Source organism: Streptococcus sp. A22 (assembly GCF_043674215.1).
GTDB classification, from domain to species: Bacteria; Bacillota; Bacilli; order Lactobacillales; family Streptococcaceae; genus Streptococcus; species Streptococcus suis_V.
In genome coordinates this window covers 13,226-38,258 of record NZ_JBIMJQ010000003.1, presented here as the reverse complement: position 1 = coordinate 38,258, position 25,033 = coordinate 13,226, and the positions used below count along the sequence as shown (strand labels likewise).

The following is a 25,033-nucleotide window of genomic DNA, read 5'->3' as shown; positions in this document are numbered from 1 at the left end:
GTCAATGTAATAGGAACGAGGGATTGCTGCCACTCTTAGAGAGGTTTCAGCATTTACAGATAGAGTTGTAGTTGTTGCTAGTATAGGGCTAATGATAGATAGTAGCAAGGCTGAACGCAAAACAATCTTTTTTATGTTGTATTCTCCATTCTTTTGTAGAAAACCTCTTTTCTGCATACTATTATATTAATTTTTTTAAATGTAGTCAATATAAAAATGAAAATTTTAATATAAAAATGAGTAAATTCATTCCGGAATAGTGTATAATATTATTAAATAAATTTGGAGTATGTTATGAATAGTATAAGTGGTAGTCGTTTTAAGCAACGAAGAAAAGAACTTGGACTGACTCAGAGTGCTTTAGCTAAGGATATTTGTGAGCAGAGTTTGATTAGTAGAATCGAAAATACCAACCTTTCTCCCTCATCGGAAATTCTTTTCCTATTGTCTAATAGGCTGGGTGTGACCATGAATTATTTTTTTGAGGAATTTGTTCAAGAAAGTAGACATAGTATAGGGAAAATACGAACTATTTTCTCCCAACAATTGCTTCTCAGAAATTATGAAATTGTAGAGCAATTGTATGTGAAAGAGGTGGAAAGCAAGCACTTATTGAATGAGGAAGATAAGGCCTATTTAGATTATATTTTTATCTTGGTTCGATTTTACTTATACAATGAAAGGGATTTTGCGACAAAAGAGTTTGATAGACTAAGTGCCATTATCGCTCCTCATTACTATTTTTATTTAGATTTTTTGAACAGCTACGCCAGTTTTCTAGGTGAAGTTGGTGAAGATGACAAATATATGGAGTTAATCAGCAATGTAAAATCAGAGGTAAATAAGCTTGATTTATCAACCAATGCCGACTTTCAAGCCTATATAAAGATTGGTTACAATTATGCTAGATTTCTTCTAAAACGAAAACAGACGAACTTAGCTTTAGATGAAGTGACAGAGCTAATCAACCAATTGAATGCCTACAACAGTAGTTTTTTATTGCCAGATTTACTATGTTTGTTGGGGAATATCAGCAAAGGCTTATTGAGAGAAGATGAAGTTTTAGATTTGTATGAGCAGGCACTAGTTTTATACAAGTTACAAGGAAATACAAAGTTATATTTGTCATTGAAGAATTTTTTAGTAACAATGGGTAAGGAAATATATTGAAAAATTAGTTATATCAAAAAGGAGGTAGTTATGAAACGGATAATTAAATTCGTGTGTCTGTTTCTCGCAATCGCAATAGTAATCATTCCCCTTAAACGAACCGTTACGAGAACTTCTGATGGATTTGATCCTGGGGGAATTAATATTATGAAATAATAAACAACTTGAATATCTTCGTCTAATTTGATATACTAAATTTATCAAAAACAAGGAGGGTCTTTTATGGAAAAGACACGGATTATTCAGGATGTTTTGGCCCTCATTCAAGACTTGAATCGGGCCTTCCAAGCAGACAAGCTAGGAACAGCTGATGAACAACGACTCCAGCATAATCTGACAGAGACGACACGCATATTGTCGGAGGCAGAGTCTGTTACCAATTCTGAGCTGATTGCGATTGAGAAATTTTATCGTTCGACCAGTTTTTTGGTTGGACTGGGCGATCTGCGGTTGAGTGAGACTAGCAGGCAGGCTTGGAAGGCCTTTGATCGTTACTACTACCAAACAATCAGAGAAGAGTTAAAACTCTATGGTGGCTCTGCTATTGCCCAAGTGTAAAAGATGAAGGAGAGGGTAAAAACCCTCTTTTGTGCTATAATAAGTAGTAAGAATACAGTTGTTAGGAAGAGAAGTAGCGAGGTGTACCATGTCCTATATCCAAGTAATCAATTCGTCAAAATACTACCAAATGGGGGATGCGACCATTGTGGCCAATGACGGTGTGTCCTTTGAGATTGAAAAGGGAGAGCTGGTCATCATTCTTGGTTCATCTGGTGCGGGAAAATCCACCCTGCTCAATATTTTGGGTGGTATGGACTCGGCTGATGAGGGGCAAATTCTGATTGACGGCGTTGATATTGCCCAATTGACCAGTCACCAGCTGACCAATTACCGCCGAGATGATGTGGGTTTTGTCTTCCAATTTTACAATTTAGTGGCTAATTTAACGGCCAAAGAAAATGTAGAGCTGGCAGCGGAAATCGTCCAGGATGCCCTGGATGCGGAAGAGGTCTTGGAGCAGGTTGGCCTGGGTCATCGAATCAATAATTTTCCAGCCCAGCTATCAGGCGGTGAGCAGCAACGGGTTGCCATTGCCAGAGCCGTCGCCAAAAAGCCTAAGCTCTTACTCTGTGACGAGCCGACAGGTGCCCTGGACTACCAGACAGGCAAGCAGGTCCTGCAAATCCTCCAGGACATGTCCCGCAAGCAGGGGGCGACCGTGATTATTGTCACCCACAATGCGGCGCTTGCTCCTATCGCGGACCGGGTCATTCGGATGCGGGATGCGCGTGTGCATGAGATTGTTCTCAATCCTTATCCCCAGGACATCGCCAGTCTGGAGTACTAGGAGGTGGCTATGAAAAAGAAGATTTATTGGAAGGACATTGGTCAGGCCCTGACGACTTCCAAGGGGCGTTTCCTGTCTATCTTTAGCCTCATGATGCTTGGAGCTCTTGCTCTGACAGGGCTCAAGGTCACGGCCCCAAATATGGAGAGAACTGCCCAGGCGTATTTGCAAGAGCATCAGACCATGGACTTGGCTGTCCTATCTGGTCTGGGAATTTCTCGGGATGACATCAAGGAGCTAGAGTCCGTCGAGGGTGCGCGGGTTGAGGCTGGATATTTTAAGGATGTGACTCTTGAAAAGGACCAGGCAGTTCGCCTCTTTTCGGCCAGTCCGACCATTTCAGGCTATCAGCTCTTGGAAGGAAATTTTCCCAAGCAAAAAGACGAAATTGCCCTGTCACCCTCGCTTCAATCATCCTTCAAAATCGGTGACAGGATAGACATGACGGAGCCAGACAAGGGTGGAACTCTTCTCGCGCAAAACCAGTTCAAGGTAGTTGGCTTTGTGGCCTCTTCGGAAATCTTGGACAACACGACCATGGGTCTGGCCTCTAGCGGCAATGGACAGCTGGCTGGCTACGGTCTGGCCATGGAAGAAGCCTTCGACTCGGACGTTTACACCATTGCCCGGATCCGCTACGATGATTTGGCAGGCTTGGATTATGCCAGTCCAGCCTATGAAGACAAGTTGGAGCAGCACCAGGAAGACTTGGAAAAGCTCCTGTCTGATAACGACGAGCTCCGTTTGGCCAGCATCCAGTCGGAAGGCCAGGAAGAGATTGCCAAGGGAGAGCAGGATATTTCTAAGGCCAAGGCTGATTTGGAAAAGGCAGAGCAGGACCTCCAGTCTGGTAAAGAGCAGCTGGAAACGGGTAGGTCAGAATTTGCCCGTGGCAGAGCCAAGATTATCCAATCTGAAGCAGAATTGCAAGCGGCCTATGACCAACTCATGGTCAGCAAGGCCCAATTAGAAGCCAGCAAAGCAGAGTTGGATGCCAGCAAGCTCCAGCTGGACCAGACAGGTGTCTTCCTAGAAGAAAACTATGCCCAGCTGGAAGTATCTGCCAATCAGCTTAACCAGGCCAAGGCCCAGCTGGATGCAGACCTAGAAAAATTGGATCCCAATGCTGCGGATTACGACACAGCCTATCAGACCTACATGTCAGGCTACAGCCTCTACCAAGCTAAGTTAGGCGAGTACGAGGCAGGTCTTGCCAGCTTCAATGAATGGAACGCCCAGCACCAAGCAGGTCTAGCCCAATACCAGGCGGGTCTGGCCCAATACGAGCAAGGTCTGGCAGCCTATCAGGCTGGTTTCGCTGATTATGAATGGGGGGCTAGTCTTCTGGAATCATCCAGTCTGACCCTCAATCAAGAGGCTCTCCGTCTCAATCAGGCGGATCAGGACTTGAACCAGGTCCAAGCAGAGCTCAGCAACAAAAAAGCAGATGCCACCAAGGACATCAAGGAGGCCGAGGATGAATTGGCCCATGCCAAGGAAGACTTGACCAAGCTGGAGAAATCACCCTATCAGGTCTTTACTCGGTCCAGCCTACCAGGTGGAGACGGCTATACGACCTACAGCAATGCTACTCGCTCTATTGCCGCAGTGGGTAATGTCTTTCCAGTAGTCCTCTATCTGGTAGCGGCCCTGGTTACCTTTACCACTATGGCTCGATTTGTCGACGAGGAGCGCAGCCAGTCGGGTCTCTTCAAGGCTCTGGGCTACACCAACCGTCAGATTATGACCAAGTTCATCCTCTATGGTCTAGGTGCCGGTCTATTGGGCACCTTGGTTGGTATTTTGGCAGGCAATTTCGCCCTGTCGCCCATGATTTCGGATATCATCACCAAGACCACGGTGATTGGCCCTGCCAAGCTCCATTTCTATCCCCTCTGGACCCTGCTAGCCCTGGTCCTGTCCCTCATTTCCTCGGTTCTGCCGGCCTATCTGGTGGTCCACCGGGAACTCAAGGAAAAGCCAGCCCATTTGCTCCTGCCCAAACCTCCAGCAGCGGGCTCCAAGATTCTTTTGGAGAAGTGGCAGGCAGTCTGGTCTCGTCTCAGCTTTACTCACAAGGTGACGGCCCGCAATATCTTCCGCTACAAGCTCCGCATGCTCATGACCATCTTTGGCGTGGCCGGCACCGTCGCCCTCCTCTTTGGCGGTCTGGGGATTCGCTCCTCTATCTCTGGGGTGGTCGATCGCCAGTTTGGAGACCTGCTCCATTATGACCTACTGGTGGTGGAAAATGGCAGAGCTTCTGAGGAGGACTTGGACAAGTTGACTGCCTTTCTCCAGTCAAACCAGGTCCGCCAGTCCTTGCCAATTGCCTTTGAACAGACCAATCAGACCCTGCAGATTGGCGATGTGAGAAAAAAACTGTCTGTCGGTATCTATGTGACGGACAGAGAGGATATAGGAAATCTGGTCAGCCTGGAAAATAAGGCTGGTCAGTCCATCCAGCTTAGTGGCAGGGGCATTGTCCTAACGGAAAAACTGGCCCAGCTCTACGGTGTCGGAAGGGGTGATAAGCTCAAGCTGACTCTGGAAGATGAGCAAGTGACCGTCCGTGTGGCCGATGTAGCCGAGATGTATGCAGGTCACTTCATCTATATGACGGACGCCTACTATGAGCAGGTGACGGGCAAGCGGCGGACGGCTAATGGCTATCTGGTCCAGCTCAAGCAGGGGCAAGTCGACCAGGTCCAAGATACAGCCAGTCAGCTCCTAGCCATGCCTGGAGTCAAGAGTCTGGTGCAAAATACTTCGCTCATGAACATGCTGACGGCCATGGCAGGCTCCTTGCAGTCGGTCATGACCATCTTAGTGGTTCTCTCTATCCTGCTGGGCTTGGTCATCCTCTACAATCTGACCATCATCAACATGTCCGAGCGAATCCGGGAGCTGTCTACCATTCGGGTGCTGGGATTCCACAATAAGGAAGTGACCATGTATATCTACCGGGAAACCATTGCCCTGTCCTTGATTGGCGTGCTGGTCGGTCTGGTATCAGGTTTTTACCTGCACCGCCTGCTCCTGGCCATGATTGGCTCAGACTCCATTCGCTTTAATCCCCATGTGGGTGCAGAAGTCTACATCATCCCTGTCCTAGCCATAGTGGGCATTCTGGCAGGCTTGGGCTGGTATGTCAACCACCAGCTCAGAAAGGTCGACATGCTGGAAGCCCTCAAGTCAGTGGAGTAGAATTTATTTGATGAAACCTTCAGGAAGTCCTAGCAACCTAGCTAGGATTTTTCTTTTTCCAGCCCTCCCCAGCCCACCAAAACCTCTTTTTCATGCTATAATAGACCTATGAATAAAAACAAGCTTTTACTAATCGACGGCTCTTCTGTAGCCTTCCGTGCTTTCTTTGCACTCTACAACCAAATTGACCGTTTTAAGAGTCCGACTGGGCTCCACACCAACGCGATTTATGGCTTTAACCTCATGCTGGACCACATGATGAAGCGGATTGAGCCGACCCACATTCTTGTGGCTTTTGATGCTGGAAAGACCACCTTCCGGACGGAGATGTACGCCGACTACAAGGCGGGCCGCGCCAAGACACCGGACGAGTTCCGCGAGCAGTTCCCTTTTATCCGTCAGATGCTGGATGCCATGGGGGTCAAGCACTATGAGCTGGCACAGTACGAGGCAGATGATATTATCGGTACCTTGGACAAAATGGCAGAGCGGATAGAGACTCCTTTTGATGTAACCATTGTCAGTGGTGACAAGGACTTGATCCAGCTGACAGATGAAAATACAGTTGTGGAGATTTCCAAGAAAGGCGTGGCAGAATTTGAGGAATTTACCCCAGCTTACCTCATGGAAAAAATGGGGATTACCCCAGCCCAGTTTATCGACCTCAAGGCCCTCATGGGGGATAAGTCGGATAATATCCCTGGCGTGACTAAAATCGGTGAAAAGACGGGTCTCAAGCTCCTCATTGAACACGGCAGCTTAGAGGGGATCTACGAAAATATAGACAGCATGAAGGCCTCCAAGATGAAGGAAAACCTCATCAACGACAAGGACCAGGCCTTCCTGTCTAAGACCCTTGCGACTATTGATACCAATGCTCCGATTGAGATTGGCCTGGACGACATTGCCTACACTGGTTCAAATATTGAGGAGCTGGCTCAATTCTACGATGACATGGGATTTAAGCAACTCCGGGCCCAGCTGGGAGTGACCGAGACCCAAGAGGAAGTAGTACTGGATTTCCAAACGGTTACAGATGTGACGGCTGATATGCTCAAGAAGGACCAGTTCTTCTATTTTGAGATTCTAGGTGAAAATTACCACCGAGAGGAAATTGTTGGCCTGGCCTGGGGCGATAAGGACGGGATTTATGTCGGTGGTCCAGAATTACTGGACAGTCCTATCCTGCGTGATTTCTTGGAACATCAGACCATTAAGACCTATGATTTCAAACGTGGTAAGGTTCTCTTGGCTAGAAAGAGCCTGAACCTTCCTCTTGCCAGCTTTGACAGTCGCTTGGCCAAGTATCTCCTGTCAACAGTTGAGGACAATACCTTGACCACCATTGCCAACCTCTACGGTCAGACTAGCTTGGTGCCAGATGAGGCGGTCTATGGTAAGGGAGCCAAATTGGCCCTACCAGCCCGTGAGGAATTCTTCCCGCATCTGGCTCGTAAGGTCCAGGTCTTGATTGAGACTGAGCAAGCTATGCTGGCAAAACTCGAAGAACATGAGCAATTGGCGCTCTTCTACGAGATGGAATTGCCCCTGGCGGATGTCCTTGCCAAGATGGAAATTGCCGGTATCAAGGTAGAAAAAGAGACTCTCCAAGCCATGCAGGCTGAAAATGAGATCCTCATCGACCAACTGACCAAGGAAATCTATGAGCTGGCTGGTCAGGAATTCAATATAAATTCGCCTAAGCAGCTGGGCACCATTCTCTTTGAGGATATGGGCCTACCATTGGAATATACTAAAAAGACCAAGACGGGCTATTCAACGGCCGTTGATGTCCTGGAGCGTCTGGCGCCTATTGCCCCAGTCGTGTCGAAAATTTTGGAATACCGTCAGATTAGCAAGCTCCAGTCTACTTATGTCATTGGCTTGCAGGATGCTATCCTAGCAGATGGCAAGATTCACACCCGCTATGTCCAGGACCTGACCCAGACAGGGCGTCTGTCTTCAACAGACCCCAACCTGCAGAATATTCCGGTCCGCCTGGAGCAGGGTCGTCTCATTCGTAAGGCCTTTGTGCCTTCGCTGGAAGACAGCGTTCTTCTGGCATCGGACTATTCGCAGATTGAGCTCCGTGTCCTGGCCCATATTTCCCAGGACCAGCACTTGATTGAGGCCTTCCAGCAGGGGGCAGACATTCATACCTCGACAGCTATGCGGGTCTTTGGCATTGAAAAATCAGAAGATGTGACAGCTAACGACCGTCGCAATGCCAAGGCTGTCAACTTTGGTGTGGTCTACGGCATTTCTGACTTCGGACTTTCTAACAACCTCGGAATCACGAGAAAAGAGGCTAAGAATTACATCGACACCTATTTTGAACGTTTCCCAGGTATCAAGAACTACATGGAGACCATCGTCCGTGAGGCACGAGATAAGGGCTTTGTAGAAACCATCTACAAGCGCCGTCGAGAATTACCAGATATTAACTCTCGCAACTTCAACGTCCGGAATTTTGCGGAGCGGACAGCCATCAACTCACCGATTCAAGGATCGGCCGCAGACATTCTCAAGGTGGCTATGATTAACTTGGACAAGGCCCTGACCGAGGCTGGTCTATCTACCCGCATGCTCCTTCAGGTCCATGATGAGATTGTTTTGGAGGTACCAATGGCAGAGCTGGAAACGGTCAAAGCTATGGTTAAGGAAACGATGGAAAGCGCCATTGCCCTGTCTGTGCCACTGCTTGCGGATGAAAATGCCGGTCAGACCTGGTATGAAGCTAAATAAGAAAGGAAATAACGTGAAAAAATCAATTCTTCTACTTGCCTTGTTTAGTGTGATTCTCGTTGGCTGTGGCCAGAAGAAAGAAAACAAGGGAACCAATCCTTCGGGTGATGATTTCTCAACTCAATTGCCTATTTTAAAAGAAAAACAAGACACCACAAATGAACATTTCAATGTTCTTGTCAATGTCCCAGTCGTTGCTGTCAATGATAATCCGCCAGCTGATGAGACGCAAAAAGGTCATAAGATACATGCGGCTAACAATGGTGTTGCGGAACGTGATGAAAACGGCAATATCAAAGAAAATTGGCGCTACTACGATGTGCCTGCCAACTGGACCATCAATAAAGAAAACACAGAAGATGAGACCCTAGCTGCGGTTTACGATGTCAAGGAAGGCGCTAACAACTACATGGTTCAACTCTACAATATCAATGCTTTCAACAAGTCACCACTGGAAGAAGGTGTTAACATGAACGAAGAAGAGTTGGCTGCCCGTATGGCGGAAACCAACCACAATTTCATTGAGCAGTCAGTTGTGATCATCAATGACCAGGAGTGGAAGGCCGGTCGTCAGATTATGAACGATCAAAAAATGGCCCGCCTGACCTTCTATCGGATGGAATCAACTGGAGAGTATGATGATTCTGTTGTTGTAGGCTCTATCTACTACTCGTTGGATCCAGGCTTGGACAAGGACCGTACAGCACTCAAGAAAGCTATCGGTCAGCTTAAGGATGTAGTTTATTCCCTTTCTAAGAAATAAGAACACTCAGAGGACGACCATGATGCAAGAATGGCTGCAAACACGGACCTATGGGCAAATGATTCTGTTGGGAGTAGGACTTACATTTCTGAGCTTCCTACTGGCAAGTCTGACCAAGATGGCCTATCTGGCCAATATAGGTCTGGCTGCTACGGCAGTTTTGGTGGCCCTCTTTCCCCAAATGCCAGGTCGTTCGATACTGAGCAAGAGAGAAGTCAGGCTTATCCGCCCGGTGTGCCTGCTTGCCCTCTTGATTTTCCTATTTGTCTATCATTATCACTCTTAAAAGGAGGTAGTTATGACCTATTCTTTTCAAAATCCAGATCAGAATGTCATCTTTGATTATCTGAGAAACGCCAAGACCATTGCGGTTGTGGGCTTGTCTGCTCGTGAGGATGCCACATCCTATCGGGTTTCCAAGCTCATTCAGGAGGCTGGTTACAAGATTATTCCTGTTAATCCGACGGCAGTTGGCCAAACCATTCTTGGTGAGCCAGTCTATGCTAGTCTGCTGGATATTGACCAGCCGATTGACATTGTCGATATTTTCCGTCGCAGTGAATTCTTGCCCGATGTAGCGCGTGAATTTATCCAAACAGATGCTAAAATCTTTTGGGCTCAGCTGGGTTTGGAGAGCCAAGAAGCAGAAGAGATCCTGCGTCAGGCTGGGCGCTCTGCCATTGTCATGAACAAGTGCATCAAGATTGAATACTTGGCCATGACAGGAGCATAGTATTAACTAAAAACATAAATAAAAAGCGATGCCGCAAGTGAGCGGACATCGCTTTTTGAATGGTCGAATTATATTGATTTGGTACTTTTTTCTTCCAGAATAGCCTGATAGAAATAAATCTGGGCAGTCTTGTGATAGGGAAGAACATAGAAATCCGCAAGTCCGCTAGTGATAATGGTCAAGATAAACCATCCCAAGAAGCTCAAATCCAAGAGGAATCGTTTCCATTTGTAGCCCTTCATCAATTGACGGCTTTCCTTCAAAATGGCTCTGGCACTGGTATAAGTGTCCGCTTCCAAGCGTTGGAAGAGAATGTTCTCAGCCTGGGAATAGGCATAGACCTGTGGCAAATAGATGGCCAGACCAATGCAGACCAGGAACAAACCAGCAATAAAAACCAAAAAGCCGATAGCTATCATGCCAGTCAGGCTTTCCTGTACTTCAACCGAGTTGGCTTGAAGCAGTTCTGCGGACAGGTTGCCGATGAGGATACTAGACCCTAGCAGCAAGAAGGCACCGATGTAGAAAATCAAGCTCCAGAGAATGAGCAGGATTGTTTTTAAACTGAAAACCGCCAAGAATTTTCCAAATGATGGATGGCTGAAGATAGCTAGGCTATCAGAAAGTTTCCCTGTCGCTTTTTTGCCCAACATCAATAGGAATAGGCTGTAGGAGACGGAGAGTAGCAGAAGAGCAAGGAGCAACCTGTAGAAGCTTGTAAATCCTAAAATGGACAGTAGGTAATAAATGCTAGCCTGGGTGTCCTGGCTAATGTCTGCAACACGCTCCATATCTGTCTGGGAATTTGTAAATAGATTGATCAGCAGAGTGAGAAGGACAGGAAGTAAAACGATTTTAAAGCTAGTAGGATTCCTTCTCAGGCTCAGGCGAGCTTTTTGGCGAATAGATGATAGTGTAAACATAAAGCCTTCCTTTCCTCCATATTTTAACACAGTTTCAAGTGACAAGAAAGGTAAATTTTGATAGACTAGATTAGTTGCAGGCTCAGCTGAGCCCTGTTGATTTTCCCAGGACTGTTTTTCCTGGTAGGAGGTAAATATATATGACAGATGTACCAATCAAGTATCGCTTGATCAAGAAAGAAAAGCACACAGGTGCTCGTTTGGGTGAGATTATCACACCACACGGGACCTTCCCAACGCCTATGTTTATGCCAGTGGGAACGCAAGCGACGGTCAAGACCATGTCGCCTGAGGAGCTGAAAGAAATGGGGTCGGGCATTATTTTGTCCAATACCTATCATCTCTGGCTTCGTCCTGGTGATGAGCTGATTGCGCGTGCCGGTGGACTCCACAAATTCATGAATTGGGACCAGCCGATTTTGACAGATTCGGGCGGTTTCCAGGTTTATTCGCTGGCAGATAGCCGCAATATTTCCGAGGAAGGTGTGACCTTTAAAAACCATCTCAATGGTAGTAAGATGTTCCTGTCGCCGGAAAAAGCCATTTCCATCCAGAATAATCTTGGTTCTGACATCATGATGAGCTTTGATGAATGCCCGCAATTCTACCAACCGTATGACTATGTCAAGAAGTCCATTGAACGGACCAGCCGTTGGGCGGAGCGTGGTCTAAAGGCTCACCGTCGCCCGCATGACCAAGGGCTCTTCGGGATTGTCCAAGGGGCTGGTTTTGAAGACCTCCGTCGCCAATCAGCTAGCGATCTGGTCAGCATGGATTTTCCGGGCTATTCCATCGGTGGTTTGGCTGTCGGTGAGACCCATGATGAGATGAATGCAGTCTTGGATTTCACCACCCCACTATTGCCAGAGAATAAGCCTCGTTACCTCATGGGTGTTGGAGCACCAGATAGCTTGATTGATGGTGTGATTCGTGGGGTTGATATGTTTGACTGTGTACTACCAACACGCATTGCACGTAATGGAACTTGCATGACCAGTCAAGGACGTCTTGTGGTTAAAAACGCTCAGTTCGCTGAGGACTTTACACCATTAGATCCAGAGTGCGATTGCTACACATGTAAAAACTACACACGTGCGTATCTCCGTCATTTACTTAAGGCCGACGAGACATTTGGTATCCGCTTGACCAGCTACCACAATCTCTTCTTCTTGATTAACCTCATGAAAAATGTTCGTCAGGCTATCATGGACGATAACCTGCTCGAATTCCGTCAGGACTTTATGGAAAAATATGGCTACGGCAAAAATGGACGAAATTTTTAATCAAGTATGAATGTAATTCTTAAAAGAGCGGGTCTGATATTAGGGACTTTGTTGGTATCGATGAGTCTCCCTTTCATATTTTGGCTCCTTTATTTAGTCGAAAACTGGCTAATTTTACTACTTATTATTGCTACGCTAGTTGGAAATGCCTTGATTTATAGATTTTTATATCACTATTGGACCAAAGGTATTTATGTTATTTTTTTCATTTTGGCATCCAGCTATTTATATATGATGTACTTGAGTAACAGAGCTGAGATAGAAGATGCAACTATCATTGCTATATATGGACTTGCTTTCGTAATAATACCACTTCTTATCAATGTTATTGCTATTCTTGTTATTCTAATGATCCATGCTTTTCGACTATTAACAACTTTTCTAAAAAAATAGGTAAGTAAATGACCTCCTACAAAATAGTAGGAGGTTCTCTTTTTATACATCAAAATACAAGAGTTCTTTAGGCGTTTTGGTAAAGACATTAAAGCCGTTCTCGGTCACATGACCGCAATCCTCAATGCGGACGCCGACCTTGCCCGGAATGTAGATACCTGGCTCAACAGAGAAACACATGCCCTCTTGAATAACCAAATCATTGCCTTCCATGATAGATGGAAATTCATGAACGCTCATTCCCAAACCGTGGCCCAGGCGGTGGTTGAAATACTCACCATAACCAGATTTTTCAATAACAGAGCGAGCAGCGTAGTCAATTTCACCAGCAGTCACACCGGGTTTAATCATCTCGACAGCTGCCATGTGGGCCTCTAAACAGAGATTGTAAATGTCTTTTTTGAATTGATCAGGCTGACCGACCGCAATTGTCCGTGTCATATCAGAAGTGTAGCCTAGCGTTTCTACGCCCAAGTCAAACAAAAGCAGGGCATTGTTTTCAATCTTATTAGTAGCGGGAATGCCGTGAGGATTAGCTGCATTATTACCGGTCAAGACCATGGTATCGAAACTCATTTTTGAAATGCCTTGTTTTTTCATTTCAAATTCAATCTGGGCGATAATGTCGGTTTCTGTGACATTCAAGGAAATGTTGTCAAATCCGACCTGCATGGCCTTATCCGCAAATTCACCTGCGATAAACATTTTTTCAATTTCATCGCGGGATTTAATCAATTTCATGGTATTGATCAGCGGAGTGATGTCTGAGAAAGGCTGATTAAAAATAGACTGGAGACCGTGGTAGCGGGTCAAATTCATATTGTCAAATTCAGCACCGATTGTCTTGAAGGCCTTGTTTGGCAGACTTGCCTGGATGATTTTCCAAGGATTTTCAGAATCCATGTAGCCAGTTACGGGGAATGAAACAGTTGCACGAGCGCGCTCGACATCGAGAGCTGGTAGGAAGAGGAGCGGTTCATGGTCTGGCATGACAAAGAGGAACATGTGGCGTTCGTGTGGGTCAGCGTGATAGCCGGTCAGGTAGTAGATACTGGAAGGATCTGAGAAAATGGCCAATTCAAGTTGATTGTTTTCTAGGTAATCTTGCACATATTGTAATTTAGACATAGGCATACCTTTCTTTTGATGATAAGAAAAATGAAATTTTCGTTTATTATATGGACTATTGTTTCAAAAAATCAAAAAATTTGCAAGTCCTAGCGAAAAAAGTCCTATTTTTCTCTTGAAAGTGTTTACAAAAAGTGATACACTATAAGAGAGTGAAAGCGTAATTTTCATAGAAAAAGAAAGATGAAAGGAAACACAAATATGTTGAATACTGATGATACGGTAACGATATATGACGTTGCCCGCGAAGCCGGGGTCTCTATGGCGACCGTTTCCCGCGTTGTCAATGGAAATAAGAACGTTAAGGAAAATACCCGCAAAAAAGTCTTAGAGGTCATCGAGCGCTTGGATTACCGTCCTAACGCCGTTGCCCGTGGCTTGGCCAGCAAGAAGACGACGACTGTTGGTGTGGTTATCCCAAATATTGCTAACGCTTACTTTGCAACCCTGGCTAAGGGGATTGATGACATTGCCGATATGTATAAGTATAATATCGTCCTTGCCAATAGCGATGAGAACGATGAAAAAGAGATTAATGTGGTCAACACCCTCTTTTCAAAACAGGTGGATGGTATCATTTTCATGGGCTACCATTTGACAGATAAGATTCGTGCGGAGTTTTCTCGTTCACGTACACCGATTGTTCTGGCTGGTACGGTTGATTTGGAAAAACAATTGCCGAGCGTAAACATTGACTACGCTGCAGCAAGCAAGGATGCGGTTACCCTGTTGGCTAAAAACAACAAGAAAATCGCCTTTGTATCTGGACCGTTGGTTGATGATATCAATGGCAAGGTCCGCTTTGCTGGTTATAAGGATGGCTTGCAAGAAGCGGGCTTGGACTTTAGCGAAGGCCTAGTCTTTGAATCTAAGTATAAGTATGAAGAAGGCTATGCTCTTGCTGAACGTATCTTGAACGCAGGTGCGACGGCAGCCTTGGTGGCAGAAGATGAAATTGCAGCAGGTCTCTTGAATGGTATTTCAGACAAGGGTCTCAGCGTTCCAGAAGATTTTGAAATCATTACAAGCGATGATTCACTGGTGACCAAGTTTACACGACCTAACCTGACTTCTATCAATCAGCCATTGTATGATATTGGTGCCATTGCCATGCGGATGCTGACCAAAATCATGCACAAGGAAGAATTGGAAAACCGTGAAGTCATTCTGAATCACGGCATTAAGGTTCGCAAATCTACCAAATAGTTCAAAGGATCCGGACGATTTTCCGGATTTTTTGATTTTTTCAGGGATAGCTTCCTATTCCTGATAAAAATGTGTTATAATGAATATTATTAAACCGAAATCTAACTAGTCTAGAAGTCTAAGTGGACATGAGGTTTTCAATTTTCAGCTAAGGATGGGAAATGTTCTTGCTGAGATGGGGAGTTTCCTTTTGCGACTAGTCTTGATGTTCTAAAATATAAAAATGGAGGTGACCTATGAACAAGCCAGTTCCACCGTCAATCTTGTCAGATTTGCGCCAGGATATTGTGCAGATGCCTAATATTATCAAAGAATGTAGCGGTATCATGATTTACGGACGCAGAATCCGCTCGATTTTGTTTACGACGGATGTTGCGATTATTGCCAATCATAATGCAGACGCTGTGCTAGCAGTCTATCCTTTTACGCCTAGTCCAGCTATTCTTAAGAGCATCATGCTGGTAGCTTCAGTTCCTGTACTTGCAGGTGTGGGTGGTGGCTTGACCACAGGTCTCCGCTCTGCTAATATGAGCCTCTTTTCTGAATCAGAAGGTGCCTATGCGGTTGTTGTCAATGGTCCGACCAATGTCGATACTATACAGGAAATCAACAAGGTTGTGGATATTCCTATCATCTATACGGTAGTTTCTGAGAAATCAAATATTAAGGCCCGGATTGAGGCTGGTGTTGATATTCTCAATGTTTCTTGTGGAGCAGATACTGCGCGGGTTGTGGCCAAGATTCGTCAAGATTTCCCCGAATTTCCGATTATTGCAACAGGCGGTCCGACCGAAGGCAGCATTCGCGCAGTCATTGAGGCTGGAGCGAATGCGGTTACCTACACGGCACCTAGCAATGGGGAATTGTTCAAAGCCAAAATGGAAAAATACCGTAAGCACGCAGCAGACTAATCCAGTCTTGCAATCCTTTCCCTTCTAGGTTACAATAGAAGGGTAACCTTCCCTTAGTTAAATGGATATAACAAATTCCTCCTAAGAATTAGTTACTGGTTCGATTCCAGTAGGGGAGATAGATATGACTTGAGAAACGTTGTAACATCAGCGTTTCTTTTTGAATTTTTGAGAAAGAAAAAAGCCTACTAATCAGACTTTTCTATCTATTCAATGAATTTGTTGCCCGTAGATGGTTTGTTTACGGTTGAGGAAATAAGCGACTCCGAGCACAGGTAGGGCAAATGGAAGAATGGCAGAACCGAACACCTCGTAGCTAATCAAAATAGGAGCAAGGAGTGTATTGGTCGCAGTGCCAAATACAGCGCAATAACCTAGTGCAGCAACCAATTCTGGTGGGAGACCAAGCCACTGTGCCAAAACAAGTCCTGCACTTGCACCGATGGCAAAGAGTGGGGTGACTTCACCGCCTTGGAAACCTGCAATTAAGCACAAGCAGGTAAAGACCAACTTGAGTAGCCAGTCATAAGCAAAAATTGTATTTCCAGATAGACTAGCCTCAATTAAATTAGTCCCCAAACCAGAATAGCGACCGAGGTGTGCTAAATAGAGAAAGAGCGAGAGTAACAAGCCCAGTGCAAGCATTCTCCAGTAAGGATTGGGAAGAAAAGTAGATATTTCTGCTTTGGCATGTGTGAGGATCCAAGCGAAGCAGTTACCGATCAGTCCGAGACAGATGGCCACTAACATCCACTTGAATAGATCTTCAAATTGGAAGGGAAAAGCTGACAGGGAATGGCTGAATTTTTCCAAGCCTAGCCAATGTGAGGTAGAAGAGGCGATGATAGCAGCAAGGAGACAGTAAGGCAGGGCAACCCAAGAAATGCTCCCGACCACCAAGACCTCGACAGCAAATAAACTAGCAGCCAAAGGCGTTTGAAAGAGCCCAGCAAAGCCAGCAGCCATCCCAATTTGCGTCATAGTGTCTTTAGGAAGTGCGCTTTTCCAGAGCTTACCCAGCCAGTGCGATATGCTGGCACCCAATTGAACAGCGACCCCCTCGCGTCCTACTGATGCGCCAACCAGATGTCCCAGCCAAGTGGTTGTGGTAATCAGTGGGATTAGAATAGGGGAAATAGTGGTGTCTTGTCCTTGTCCTGACTGAAACACCAAATTCATCCCAGCTTGGACGGATTTCCCCCATTTTTGATAGACAAAGATGATGAGAAGTCCGGCAAGACTGAGTAAGGGAATGAGGTAGGAGAAGTAATTGGTACGGATAGTGCCTATAGCCAACAAGACTCTGCCAAAAATTGTTTCAATCACTCCTGCGGCGAGACCAATGATAAGGGAAAAGAGACTGAGCTGTCCAGTGCGTGAAATTTTGTTATTCATAGTCAGCCAATTTTTCCGCCTGGTAGATCCTGGACTGGGCCATAATGTCACTGAAGGTGGCGACAATGGCAGAGCGGTAAGCTGGATTTTCCACCAGGCTACCGACTCTATCTAGAACAGCTTGTTCGCGGCTGGCATCCAGGACTGGCTTTCCAGTCGCACGTTTGTAGGCTGTGACCTGATCGACCAATTCCATGCGTTGTTCCAGTAAGCTGACAAGTTGGCAGTCCAAGTCGTTAATGTCTTTTCGAATGTCTTCTAATAGCATCCCATTCTCCTTTAAGAAAACCAGTAACACCTGTTACTGGTTGAGTTTGTAGACAAAGTCTCTTTTCGGACTTTCCTGAGGTGATGTTGGACGGTAGCGACTTCCTTCGGAATTCCATACCTAGTCATTGAGCCTAAGGTCTCAATGACTCCGAACGCTAGAAACGACAACGTTTCTAGCGTTTTCATCACAGCAGAAAGTCCCGACTTAAGGCTCACTCCGCTCGCGAAATAAACTTAATTTTTATTTTTTCTTAGCAGAGCTATTCAGTTTATTTATCCAGAGTTTAGTTTGTCTACGTTCTGAACCAGTAACACCTGTTACTGGTTATTTTGTTCTGCATCTTAATCTAATTTTGCAGCTAAATCGCTGGCAAATTTTTCCAAGTTAACGATGTCTTCGTCTTCAGCAGCCAGGTCTACCTTGACATTTTCAGCACCTTTGACCGCGCCACGTGACCCCAACATAGTGTCGAAATCATCTACCGCACTACAGAAATCATCATAGAAGGTATCGCCAGAACCACAGACACCGTAGACCTTACCAGTCAAGTCCAGGTCAGCTAGGTCAGCGTAGAAATCAATGATTTCATCTGGCAATTCACCGTCGCCACCATAAGAATAAGTATAGGTCGCAACGACAATCAAGTCAGCATCTAGGATTTCTTCCGTCTCAATTGTGGTACATTCATGAACCTGTACCTCCAAACCTAATTCCTCTAGTTTGCTAGCTACGATATCCGCAATTTCTTCTGTGTTACCAGTCATACTAGCGTAAACAATTTTTGCTAGTGCCATAATTTCCTCCAAGTTACATAGTAATCCCATTATACCACACTCCCTTATTTTTCAAAAGGGGGAGATTGTGCTAAAATATTGGGAAAGGAGTTGCTATGACTATTACTACAGATATTTTAGAAACCATTAAGAAGTACGACACTATTATCATTCACCGTCACCAGCGGCCAGACCCAGATGCCATTGGTAGTCAGGTGGGTTTGAAGAAATTATTGCAGGCCAATTTTCCTGAAAAAAACGTCAAGGCGACAGGTGTGGATGAACCAACCCTGGCTTGGCTGGCTAGCATGGACTCAGTCGCAGATGAGGAGTATCACGGAGCCTTGGTCATCGTAACAGACACGGCCAATACGCCGCGAGTGGATGACAATCGATATACCACTGGGGATTTTCTCATCAAAATCGACCACCATCCAAACGAAGAGCCTTACGGTGACCTGCTCTGGGTCAACACAGCTGCCAGCTCTTGTAGCGAAATGATTACGGAGTTTGCTCTGGGCAACAACCTCAAACTAGACGGGGAAATCGCCCGCCTGCTTTACGCAGGGATTGTCGGAGATACGGGTCGTTTCCTTTACCCTGCGACGACTGCTCGCACCTTTGAAATTGTGGCCCGCCTGCGTCAGGAGGACTTTGATTTTACCAGGATGAGCCGCCAAATGGACACCATTGACTACAATATTGCCAAGCTGACAGGCTATGTCTATGACAATTTAGAGGTGGATGAACATGGTGCTGCTCGGGTGACCTTGACCCGCGCTACTCTTGAAAAATACGGCGTGACAGATGCGGAAACCTCCTTTATCGTTGGCGCTCCGGGTCGTATTGGTGATGTCCAGTCCTGGGGGATTTTTGTGGAACAAGCAGATGGTAACTACCGTGTCCGTCTCCGCAGCAAGTATATTCCTATTTCGGCTATTGCCCAGCGGCATGACGGCGGGGGGCATCCATTAGCCAGCGGTGCTAATTCCTATTCCCTAGCCGAAAATGAAGCCATTTATCAAGAAATCCAGCAGGTTGTCCGAGATGCAAGCAAGTAGCAGAAGCGTCCGTCTCATGGGGACGGTCATTGAAACCAAGATTTGGCATGAGAATCCTGAGCCAATTTTAGACCAGGTGGAAAACCTCCTTATTCTGTACAAGGACCGTTTTTCAGCCAATGACCTGACTTCGGAACTCATGGAAGTCAATCTCAATGCAGGTGTACAGGCGGTTCCTGTTGCAGAGGATTTGTACGAACTGATCAAGCTGGGCAAGGAACACAGCCTGGCTGACAAGAGTTTTCTCAATATCACCATTGGTCCGCTGGTCCAGACCTGGCGGATTGGTTTTTCCGATGCCAAGCTGCCTAGTCAGGAAGAAATTGATGAAAAGCTGGCTATCATTGACCCAGCTGATATTGAATTGGACGATGAGGACATGCTGGTCTATCTGAAAAAAGAGGGCATGGCCATTGACCTGGGAGCCTTAGCCAAGGGCTATGTGGCAGACCGCATCGTCGAATTTTTAGAGCGAATGGGTGTGACTGCTGGCTTGATTAACCTGGGTGGCAATGTAAAGACATTTGGACAGGCACCTCATAATCCTGATGGTAACTGGCTAATCGGTATTCAGGATCCTGGAAAAGAACGAGGGCAGAACATCTTGGTTCTGCAAATCATTCAAGAATCGGTGGTCACCTCTGGCATTTACGAAAGGAGCCTAACGGTTGAAGGCAAGACCTATCACCATATCCTCAGTCCGCAGACAGGCTATCCCATTGCCTCTGAACTGGCCAGTATTTCCATTGTCTCCAAGCGGTCGGTCGATGGCGAGATTTGGACCACACGTCTCTTTGGTCAGTCCATGGCTGAGATTTATAGGACGGTTTGCCAGACGGAGGGTATTGAGGCTGTGCTGATTGGCCTGGATGGCAAGGTTTTTGTGACGCCGGGATTGGTGGACAGGGTTGTGGCTAGGAAACAGCATTTGTCAGACGGTTTGGCCAGCCCTTCAAGAGGCGGTTTTGGGGCGCGTGTGGCCTCGGATGTGGCCTCCGGAGCCTCTGCTTTGTAAAATGTTGAGAAAATAGGGGAAAAGACTTGCAAGTCTGCCTAACTTTTGGTAAACTTAAATGGTTATAATCTATGGCTCGGAAAGAGACCATGGCAGAAAGGAATTTTTATAATGAAAAAAGATATCCATCCAGAATATCGCACTGTTGTCTTCATGGACACAACTACTGGTTACAAGTTCCTTAGCGGTTCTACTAAGAACTCTAATGAAACTGTTGAGTTTGAAGGTGAAACTTACCCATTGATCCGTGTGGAAATTTCATCAGATTCACACCCATTCTATACTGGACGTCAAAAATTCACTCAAGCAGACGGCCGCGTGGACAAGTTCAACAAAAAATACGGTCTCAAAGACGCAAACGCTGCGAACTAAGAGAAACATTGATTTTAAGCCTTTTCCGAGTTTCGGAGAGGGCTTTTTTGTGCGCGTGATTGCCATTGGTTTAGATTTCCAGATGAAGCGGTTTAAATATATCGTAGGTATTTCAGATTTGTCTGTTATAAATTTTTAACCCCACATACTAAAACAGTTTTATTTGGTTGCAAGGAACAACTATTACCAAAAATACCACTTGTTAATAAATCAAGTGGTATTTTCTATTCTTTAAGTAAATCAATAATCGCTTGAACCTTTTTCTCTTGTTTGTCTTTGGGAAGTTTTGATAGAGCTACAAGTAACTCATCAATTAAGTTAGAGTTGGCTTGAATGTCAAACTTAAAAAACTCACTATAAGTTAGTCCCAAAGCTAATAGAAGCTGTTCTAGTGTTTCTAAGCGAGCTGTATGCCTGTAGTTCTCTAATTTATTCACATATTTAATATCAAGACTTGCTATTTCTGATAATGCTTCCTGAGTTAAGCCTTTTTCTTTTCTCAAAAATTTAATTCTTTCAACGACAAACTGAGATAAGGTGTTATTACGATCCATTCATTATTCCTCTTTATGTCAAAGGATAACACTTATCATAAAAGAGACAAACCTATATTTTTAGAACTATTTAACAATAACGTTCTAAAAACAGAACGTTTATGTTATAATGTATTTTAAAGAGAAACATTATTAGCCTAAAGAATAAAAATTAAGAATCGTTTTGAATCTATATGTGAGTTCAATTGTCAAAAACAGATATGTATTATTCTACAATGTATATTCGTTCTTATTGGAAAGTGGAGAAAAATGATGGGTCGCAATAAACTATATTTAAAATTATCAAGAATAAAGATAGTAACAGTACAAAAATAAAAGTGATAATATTAAATATTTTTACGAGGAGAAACATAATGAAAAAGTTAACAAAAATTACACTGCTTTCAACTGCACTACTTATTATTTTAGTTGGCTGTAGCAGTAAATCTAGTGAGGAAACAACTGCAAGCTCTGAAACAGTTGAAACAACACAATCATCATCAGAAGAGAAAGTACAGGCTGAGACTGTCTCATTTTTTGCTGATGGAGAATATAAGGCAGGAACAGATATTGAACCTGGAACGTATTATGTTGTTTTGACAGAATTACAAGCCGAGGGTAGTAAGGCTTATGTTGGATTTCAATATGGAGTAGACCTAAATTCGTTGGATTACGAGTATGAACAACTTAACACGATTGGAAAACCATATAAAGTAGAGATAGATAGCGACACCAAATTTAAATTTGAAAGCTGGGAAGGTGCCACAATCTGGAAAATCACATTTTTTACAGACGAAGATTTCAAGGAGTACCAATCATCTGAAAAAAAGTAACGGAAGCTAGTACACAAGCGTCTACTAGCTCTACAACAAGTGAATCAACCACACAAGCAACTACAACGCCAAGCTCAGCGGGCACCAGTCCTTCCACACCTCCTGTAGCTGATTCAGACATTGAAGCTATCAAAACTTACAATGACTACATAACAGTCTACGGTAAAATTGTAAACCACTATCTGGATAGCTATAAAGCTAAAATGGATGAGTATGGACTAGCTGATGAAGCAACCTTCCAAAGCATGAAGGAAGGTATAGACCAAGGCGTCCAACAACAAAAAGACGCCTATGGTAGTATGGGAACTAAGAAGCTAATGGGTAAAGAGGAACTCGTTAAATTCTTGAAAGAATACCGAGATGAGTTAAAGAAAGCAGTAGATGCAATCGGACAATAATCACATACACAATTTAGTTCTCACTTGCAAATTCCCCACCAATAGCTTATAATGGAATTATAAAAGGGAGTTGCTCCAACAACTCCCAGTGTAAATCCGTTTAAGACGGTAGCTAAGTTTTAGATTAAGAAATAACCGTCAACTCGCTAAAGTTTGAGACGGTTATTTCTTTTTATCATTCAGCTTAATAAGGACAATAATCAGCGATAAGAGACTGAGGACAAAGCCACCGAACTCCAACATCAACTGTAAAGCCTCCGCTGTGGACAAAAGAGCTACTCCTTTCTATCCAGATTTTAGCACTTACTTTCATAAGCACCACCACCTTTCTACGAAACTCGTAGCTACCACCATAACTTATTTACCGTTCCATTATACCACGGCTAAATCATTTCTTCAAATGGATTCCTTTTATCTGCCGACAAGACTTTAGTTTTTGATTGCCAAAATGATTGCCATCTAAATGAAATGATGATAGCAGACGACAACCATTTTTAGCTTAATACCTGATAAGATTGCCTTTCTAAGTTTATTGAAAACTGATGACCGACTAACTGATAATAAATACGGTCTCAAAGACGCAAACGCTGCGAACTAAGAGAAACATTGATTTTAAGCCTTTTCCGAGTTTTGGAGAGGGCTTTTTTTGTGCGCGTGATAGCTATTTTGATTGCTCTAGACTATAGTTAGCCAACCGCATCTGCGATTTTTGATAGGAATCTTGGGTTTGATAAAATACGGTGCGTTATTTTCTGTTATAATAGTAGAAGATCAGATTTAGAAAGCAGGAGACATGAGCACTCGAAAGATTGATTTAGATAATCGGATTGATTACGGTCTGATATTACCTGTATTTTTACTATTGTTGATAGGTATCTTATCCCTCTATATAGCGGTTAGCATTGATTTTCCGGAAAGCCTGGTGCGGATAGTCAGCCAGCAGCTGCTATGGATTGCCTTAGGTATCGGTTTGGCCTTCCTAGTTATGTTCTTTTCCAATAAGTTTTTATGGAAAATGGCTCCGCTTCTTTACATGCTGGGACTGGGATTGATGATTTTGCCCCTCTATTATTTTAGTCCAGAGCTGGTTGCCTCTACAGGGGCTAAAAACTGGGTAACGGTCAGTGATATGACACTGTTTCAACCGTCGGAATTCATGAAGATTTCCTACATTGTCATGTCAGCCAGATTGATTGTCAGCTTTCAACAGCGGAATCCAGTGCGGCAGTTAAAGGAAGATTTTCGTCTGATTGCCTTTCTGACCCTCTTGACCTTACCAGTCTTGGGCTTGCTTTATCTACAGCGAGATTTGGGGACTTCCTTGGTTTTCGTGGCCATATACGGTGGCATGTTGCTCCTGTCGGGAATTTCCTGGAAAATTTTACTACCAGCCGTCTTGACAGCTGTCGTCTTGGTCGGAGTTTTTCTGCTGATATTCATCAGTCCTGGTGGGCGGTCTTTTCTTCATAATATGGGGATGGACACCTATCAAATCAACCGAATTTTGGGCTGGCTAGATCCCTTTGAAAATGCCCAATCAACGACCTATCAGCAAGCCCAAAGCTTGATTGCGATTGGCAGTGGCGGTCTTACGGGTATCGGCATCAATAAAACCAATCTGCTGATTCCTGTTCGCGAAAGTGACATGATTTTCACGGTTATTGCAGAAGATTTTGGTTTTATCGGAGCCTCGGTGGTTATTGCGCTCTATCTGCTCTTGATCTATCGCATGTTGAAAATAACTGTCGAGTCCAACAATCGTTTTTACACCTATATTTCGACAGGTTTCATTGTCATGTTGCTCTTTCACGTCTTTGAAAATATCGGTGCAGCAACAGGTATCTTGCCTCTGACCGGGATTCCCTTGCCTTTTATATCTCAGGGTGGGTCTTCTATGGTTTCCAACTTGATTGGCATTGGCCTGATATTATCCATGAGTTACCAATTTACCCTGTTTGACGAGGCTCAGACTCGCCAAGCATCATCCTATAAGAAAATCACGATAAAGCGTGTAGAAAGAAGGGAAAAATGAAAAAAGTAGCGGTTTTATTTGCAGAAGGTTTTGAAGAAATCGAAGCCCTGACACCGGTTGATGTCCTTCGTCGGGCCAATATGGATTGCCAGATGGTTGGCTTGACCAGCCAGACGGTGACAGGTTCTCATGGGATTCCTGTTCAGACTGATTCTGTCTTTGATGGCGATTTGTCAGCCTATGATTTGATTGTCCTGCCAGGCGGTATGCCAGGGGCGACCAATCTACGTGACCATTCTGGTTTGATTGAGGAATTGAAAACTCAAGCTGCGGCTGGTAAATTTGTGGCAGCAATCTGTGCGGCACCCATTGTTTTAGAGAGAGCGGAGCTTCTCAAGGACCGTCATTTTACCTGCTATCCAGGCATGGAAGAGCAGATTGCCTCAGGGATTCACCAGACGGATGAGGTGGTTGTCGATGGCAATATCGTGACCAGTCGAGGTGCCGGAACCAGTCTGCCATTTGCCTATAAACTGGTTGAGTTGCTGGGTGGTGACGGTCAAGCACTTGCGCAGACCATGGTTTACCAACAGGGCTAGT

General features: G+C 44.8%; 25 protein-coding genes. 18 read left to right on the top strand and 7 right to left on the bottom strand.

Annotated features, from left to right (window positions below):
• The first annotated feature begins 294 nt into the window (after positions 1-294).
• The 8 genes from ACHBHN_RS01735 to ACHBHN_RS01700 all read left to right on the top strand — a co-directional run bounded on the left by ACHBHN_RS01735 (position 295) and on the right by ACHBHN_RS01700 (position 9,966).
• On the top strand, positions 295-1,170 hold the full coding sequence (locus ACHBHN_RS01735) for a helix-turn-helix domain-containing protein (RefSeq protein WP_105110428.1): 876 nt from the start codon (positions 295-297) through the stop codon (positions 1,168-1,170).
• A 222-nt stretch (positions 1,171-1,392) separates the two neighbouring features.
• Positions 1,393-1,728: a helicase BlpT gene (locus ACHBHN_RS01730; protein ID WP_394733536.1), complete on the top strand. Its 336-nt coding sequence runs from the start codon at positions 1,393-1,395 to the stop codon at positions 1,726-1,728.
• 88 nt (positions 1,729-1,816) lie between these two features.
• Positions 1,817-2,518 (top strand): ABC transporter ATP-binding protein, encoded by a 702-nt coding sequence (locus ACHBHN_RS01725; RefSeq protein WP_394733534.1) that lies wholly within the window; start codon positions 1,817-1,819, stop codon positions 2,516-2,518.
• Between the two features lie 9 nt (positions 2,519-2,527).
• Positions 2,528-5,725, top strand: a complete 3,198-nt coding sequence (locus ACHBHN_RS01720; RefSeq protein WP_394733533.1) for an FtsX-like permease family protein — start codon at positions 2,528-2,530, stop codon at positions 5,723-5,725.
• A gap of 108 nt (positions 5,726-5,833) precedes the next feature.
• On the top strand, positions 5,834-8,470 hold the full coding sequence (gene polA, locus ACHBHN_RS01715) for a DNA polymerase I (protein WP_394732776.1): 2,637 nt from the start codon (positions 5,834-5,836) through the stop codon (positions 8,468-8,470).
• The gene (locus ACHBHN_RS01710; RefSeq protein WP_394732775.1) at positions 8,457-9,233 is read left to right on the top strand and encodes a glucose-6-phosphate isomerase; all 777 of its coding nucleotides are present in this window, start codon (positions 8,457-8,459) and stop codon (positions 9,231-9,233) included. Before polA ends, ACHBHN_RS01710 begins: the two co-directional genes overlap by 14 nt.
• 19 nt (positions 9,234-9,252) lie before the next feature.
• Complete coding sequence (locus ACHBHN_RS01705) at positions 9,253-9,519, top strand: hypothetical protein (protein WP_394732774.1); 267 nt, start codon at positions 9,253-9,255, stop codon at positions 9,517-9,519.
• Between the two features lie 12 nt (positions 9,520-9,531).
• Positions 9,532-9,966 (top strand): CoA-binding protein, encoded by a 435-nt coding sequence (locus ACHBHN_RS01700; RefSeq protein ID WP_125266054.1) that lies wholly within the window; start codon positions 9,532-9,534, stop codon positions 9,964-9,966.
• Between the two features lie 68 nt (positions 9,967-10,034).
• Here the strand turns inward: ACHBHN_RS01700 and ACHBHN_RS01695 are convergent, their stop codons facing one another.
• Complete coding sequence (locus ACHBHN_RS01695; protein ID WP_105110422.1) at positions 10,035-10,889, bottom strand: DUF975 family protein; 855 nt, start codon at positions 10,887-10,889, stop codon at positions 10,035-10,037.
• A gap of 140 nt (positions 10,890-11,029) precedes the next feature.
• On the opposite strand from ACHBHN_RS01695, the gene tgt reads away from it, so the two are divergent.
• The gene (tgt, locus tag ACHBHN_RS01690; protein WP_105110421.1) at positions 11,030-12,172 is read left to right on the top strand and encodes a tRNA guanosine(34) transglycosylase Tgt; all 1,143 of its coding nucleotides are present in this window, start codon (positions 11,030-11,032) and stop codon (positions 12,170-12,172) included.
• Positions 12,173-12,607: 435 nt separating this feature from the next.
• Here tgt and ACHBHN_RS01685 read toward each other — a convergent pair whose 3' ends face one another.
• Positions 12,608-13,693 carry a Xaa-Pro peptidase family protein gene (locus tag ACHBHN_RS01685; protein ID WP_105160576.1) on the bottom strand — a complete coding sequence of 362 codons (1,086 nt, stop codon included), beginning with the start codon at positions 13,691-13,693 and terminating at the stop codon, positions 12,608-12,610.
• 204 nt (positions 13,694-13,897) lie between these two features.
• Here ACHBHN_RS01685 and ccpA point away from each other — a divergent pair, with 204 nt between their 5' ends.
• Both ccpA and ACHBHN_RS01675 read left to right on the top strand, forming a co-directional pair.
• The gene (gene ccpA / locus ACHBHN_RS01680; RefSeq protein WP_283241320.1) at positions 13,898-14,899 is read left to right on the top strand and encodes a catabolite control protein A; all 1,002 of its coding nucleotides are present in this window, start codon (positions 13,898-13,900) and stop codon (positions 14,897-14,899) included.
• A gap of 236 nt (positions 14,900-15,135) precedes the next feature.
• On the top strand, positions 15,136-15,810 hold the full coding sequence (locus ACHBHN_RS01675) for a hydrolase (protein WP_394733532.1): 675 nt from the start codon (positions 15,136-15,138) through the stop codon (positions 15,808-15,810).
• A 210-nt stretch (positions 15,811-16,020) separates the two neighbouring features.
• Here ACHBHN_RS01675 and ACHBHN_RS01670 read toward each other — a convergent pair whose 3' ends face one another.
• The 3 genes from ACHBHN_RS01670 to ACHBHN_RS01660 form a co-directional block, all read right to left on the bottom strand.
• Positions 16,021-17,205: a chloride channel protein gene (locus ACHBHN_RS01670; protein ID WP_394733531.1), complete on the bottom strand. Its 1,185-nt coding sequence runs from the start codon at positions 17,203-17,205 to the stop codon at positions 16,021-16,023.
• Positions 17,198-17,473, bottom strand: coding sequence for a chorismate mutase (locus ACHBHN_RS01665; RefSeq protein ID WP_105122537.1), 276 nt, complete (start codon positions 17,471-17,473; stop codon positions 17,198-17,200). Before ACHBHN_RS01665 ends, ACHBHN_RS01670 begins: the two co-directional genes overlap by 8 nt.
• Positions 17,474-17,817: 344 nt before the next feature.
• Positions 17,818-18,270 (bottom strand): flavodoxin, encoded by a 453-nt coding sequence (locus tag ACHBHN_RS01660; RefSeq protein WP_105110414.1) that lies wholly within the window; start codon positions 18,268-18,270, stop codon positions 17,818-17,820.
• Positions 18,271-18,365: 95 nt separating this feature from the next.
• On the opposite strand from ACHBHN_RS01660, the gene ACHBHN_RS01655 reads away from it, so the two are divergent.
• The 3 genes from ACHBHN_RS01655 (at position 18,366) to ACHBHN_RS01645 (ending at position 20,697) form a co-directional block, all read left to right on the top strand.
• Complete coding sequence (locus ACHBHN_RS01655; RefSeq protein WP_394732761.1) at positions 18,366-19,310, top strand: bifunctional oligoribonuclease/PAP phosphatase NrnA; 945 nt, start codon at positions 18,366-18,368, stop codon at positions 19,308-19,310.
• Positions 19,297-20,325, top strand: coding sequence for an FAD:protein FMN transferase (locus ACHBHN_RS01650; RefSeq protein WP_394733563.1), 1,029 nt, complete (start codon positions 19,297-19,299; stop codon positions 20,323-20,325). Before ACHBHN_RS01655 ends, ACHBHN_RS01650 begins: the two co-directional genes overlap by 14 nt.
• Positions 20,326-20,436: 111 nt before the next feature.
• Entirely contained in the window at positions 20,437-20,697 is a 261-nt protein-coding gene (locus ACHBHN_RS01645) for a type B 50S ribosomal protein L31 (protein ID WP_105110411.1), read from the top strand.
• Positions 20,698-20,921: 224 nt separating this feature from the next.
• Here ACHBHN_RS01645 and ACHBHN_RS01640 read toward each other — a convergent pair whose 3' ends face one another.
• Positions 20,922-21,251: a helix-turn-helix domain-containing protein gene (locus ACHBHN_RS01640; RefSeq protein ID WP_394733529.1), complete on the bottom strand. Its 330-nt coding sequence runs from the start codon at positions 21,249-21,251 to the stop codon at positions 20,922-20,924.
• A gap of 353 nt (positions 21,252-21,604) precedes the next feature.
• On the opposite strand from ACHBHN_RS01640, the gene ACHBHN_RS01635 reads away from it, so the two are divergent.
• Positions 21,605-22,063 (top strand): hypothetical protein, encoded by a 459-nt coding sequence (locus ACHBHN_RS01635; protein WP_394720178.1) that lies wholly within the window; start codon positions 21,605-21,607, stop codon positions 22,061-22,063.
• 203 nt (positions 22,064-22,266) lie between these two features.
• Positions 22,267-22,461, top strand: a complete 195-nt coding sequence (locus tag ACHBHN_RS01630) for a hypothetical protein (RefSeq protein WP_172059413.1) — start codon at positions 22,267-22,269, stop codon at positions 22,459-22,461.
• Positions 22,462-22,623: 162 nt separating this feature from the next.
• Here ACHBHN_RS01630 and ACHBHN_RS01625 read toward each other — a convergent pair whose 3' ends face one another.
• The gene (locus ACHBHN_RS01625) at positions 22,624-22,731 is read right to left on the bottom strand and encodes a putative holin-like toxin (protein ID WP_105125669.1); all 108 of its coding nucleotides are present in this window, start codon (positions 22,729-22,731) and stop codon (positions 22,624-22,626) included.
• 523 nt (positions 22,732-23,254) lie between these two features.
• Here ACHBHN_RS01625 and ACHBHN_RS01620 point away from each other — a divergent pair.
• Entirely contained in the window at positions 23,255-24,493 is a 1,239-nt protein-coding gene (locus ACHBHN_RS01620) for an FtsW/RodA/SpoVE family cell cycle protein (protein WP_394733528.1), read from the top strand.
• Positions 24,490-25,032, top strand: coding sequence for a DJ-1 family glyoxalase III (locus ACHBHN_RS01615; RefSeq protein ID WP_105122533.1), 543 nt, complete (start codon positions 24,490-24,492; stop codon positions 25,030-25,032). Before ACHBHN_RS01620 ends, ACHBHN_RS01615 begins: the two co-directional genes overlap by 4 nt.
• Position 25,033 lies beyond the last annotated feature (1 nt).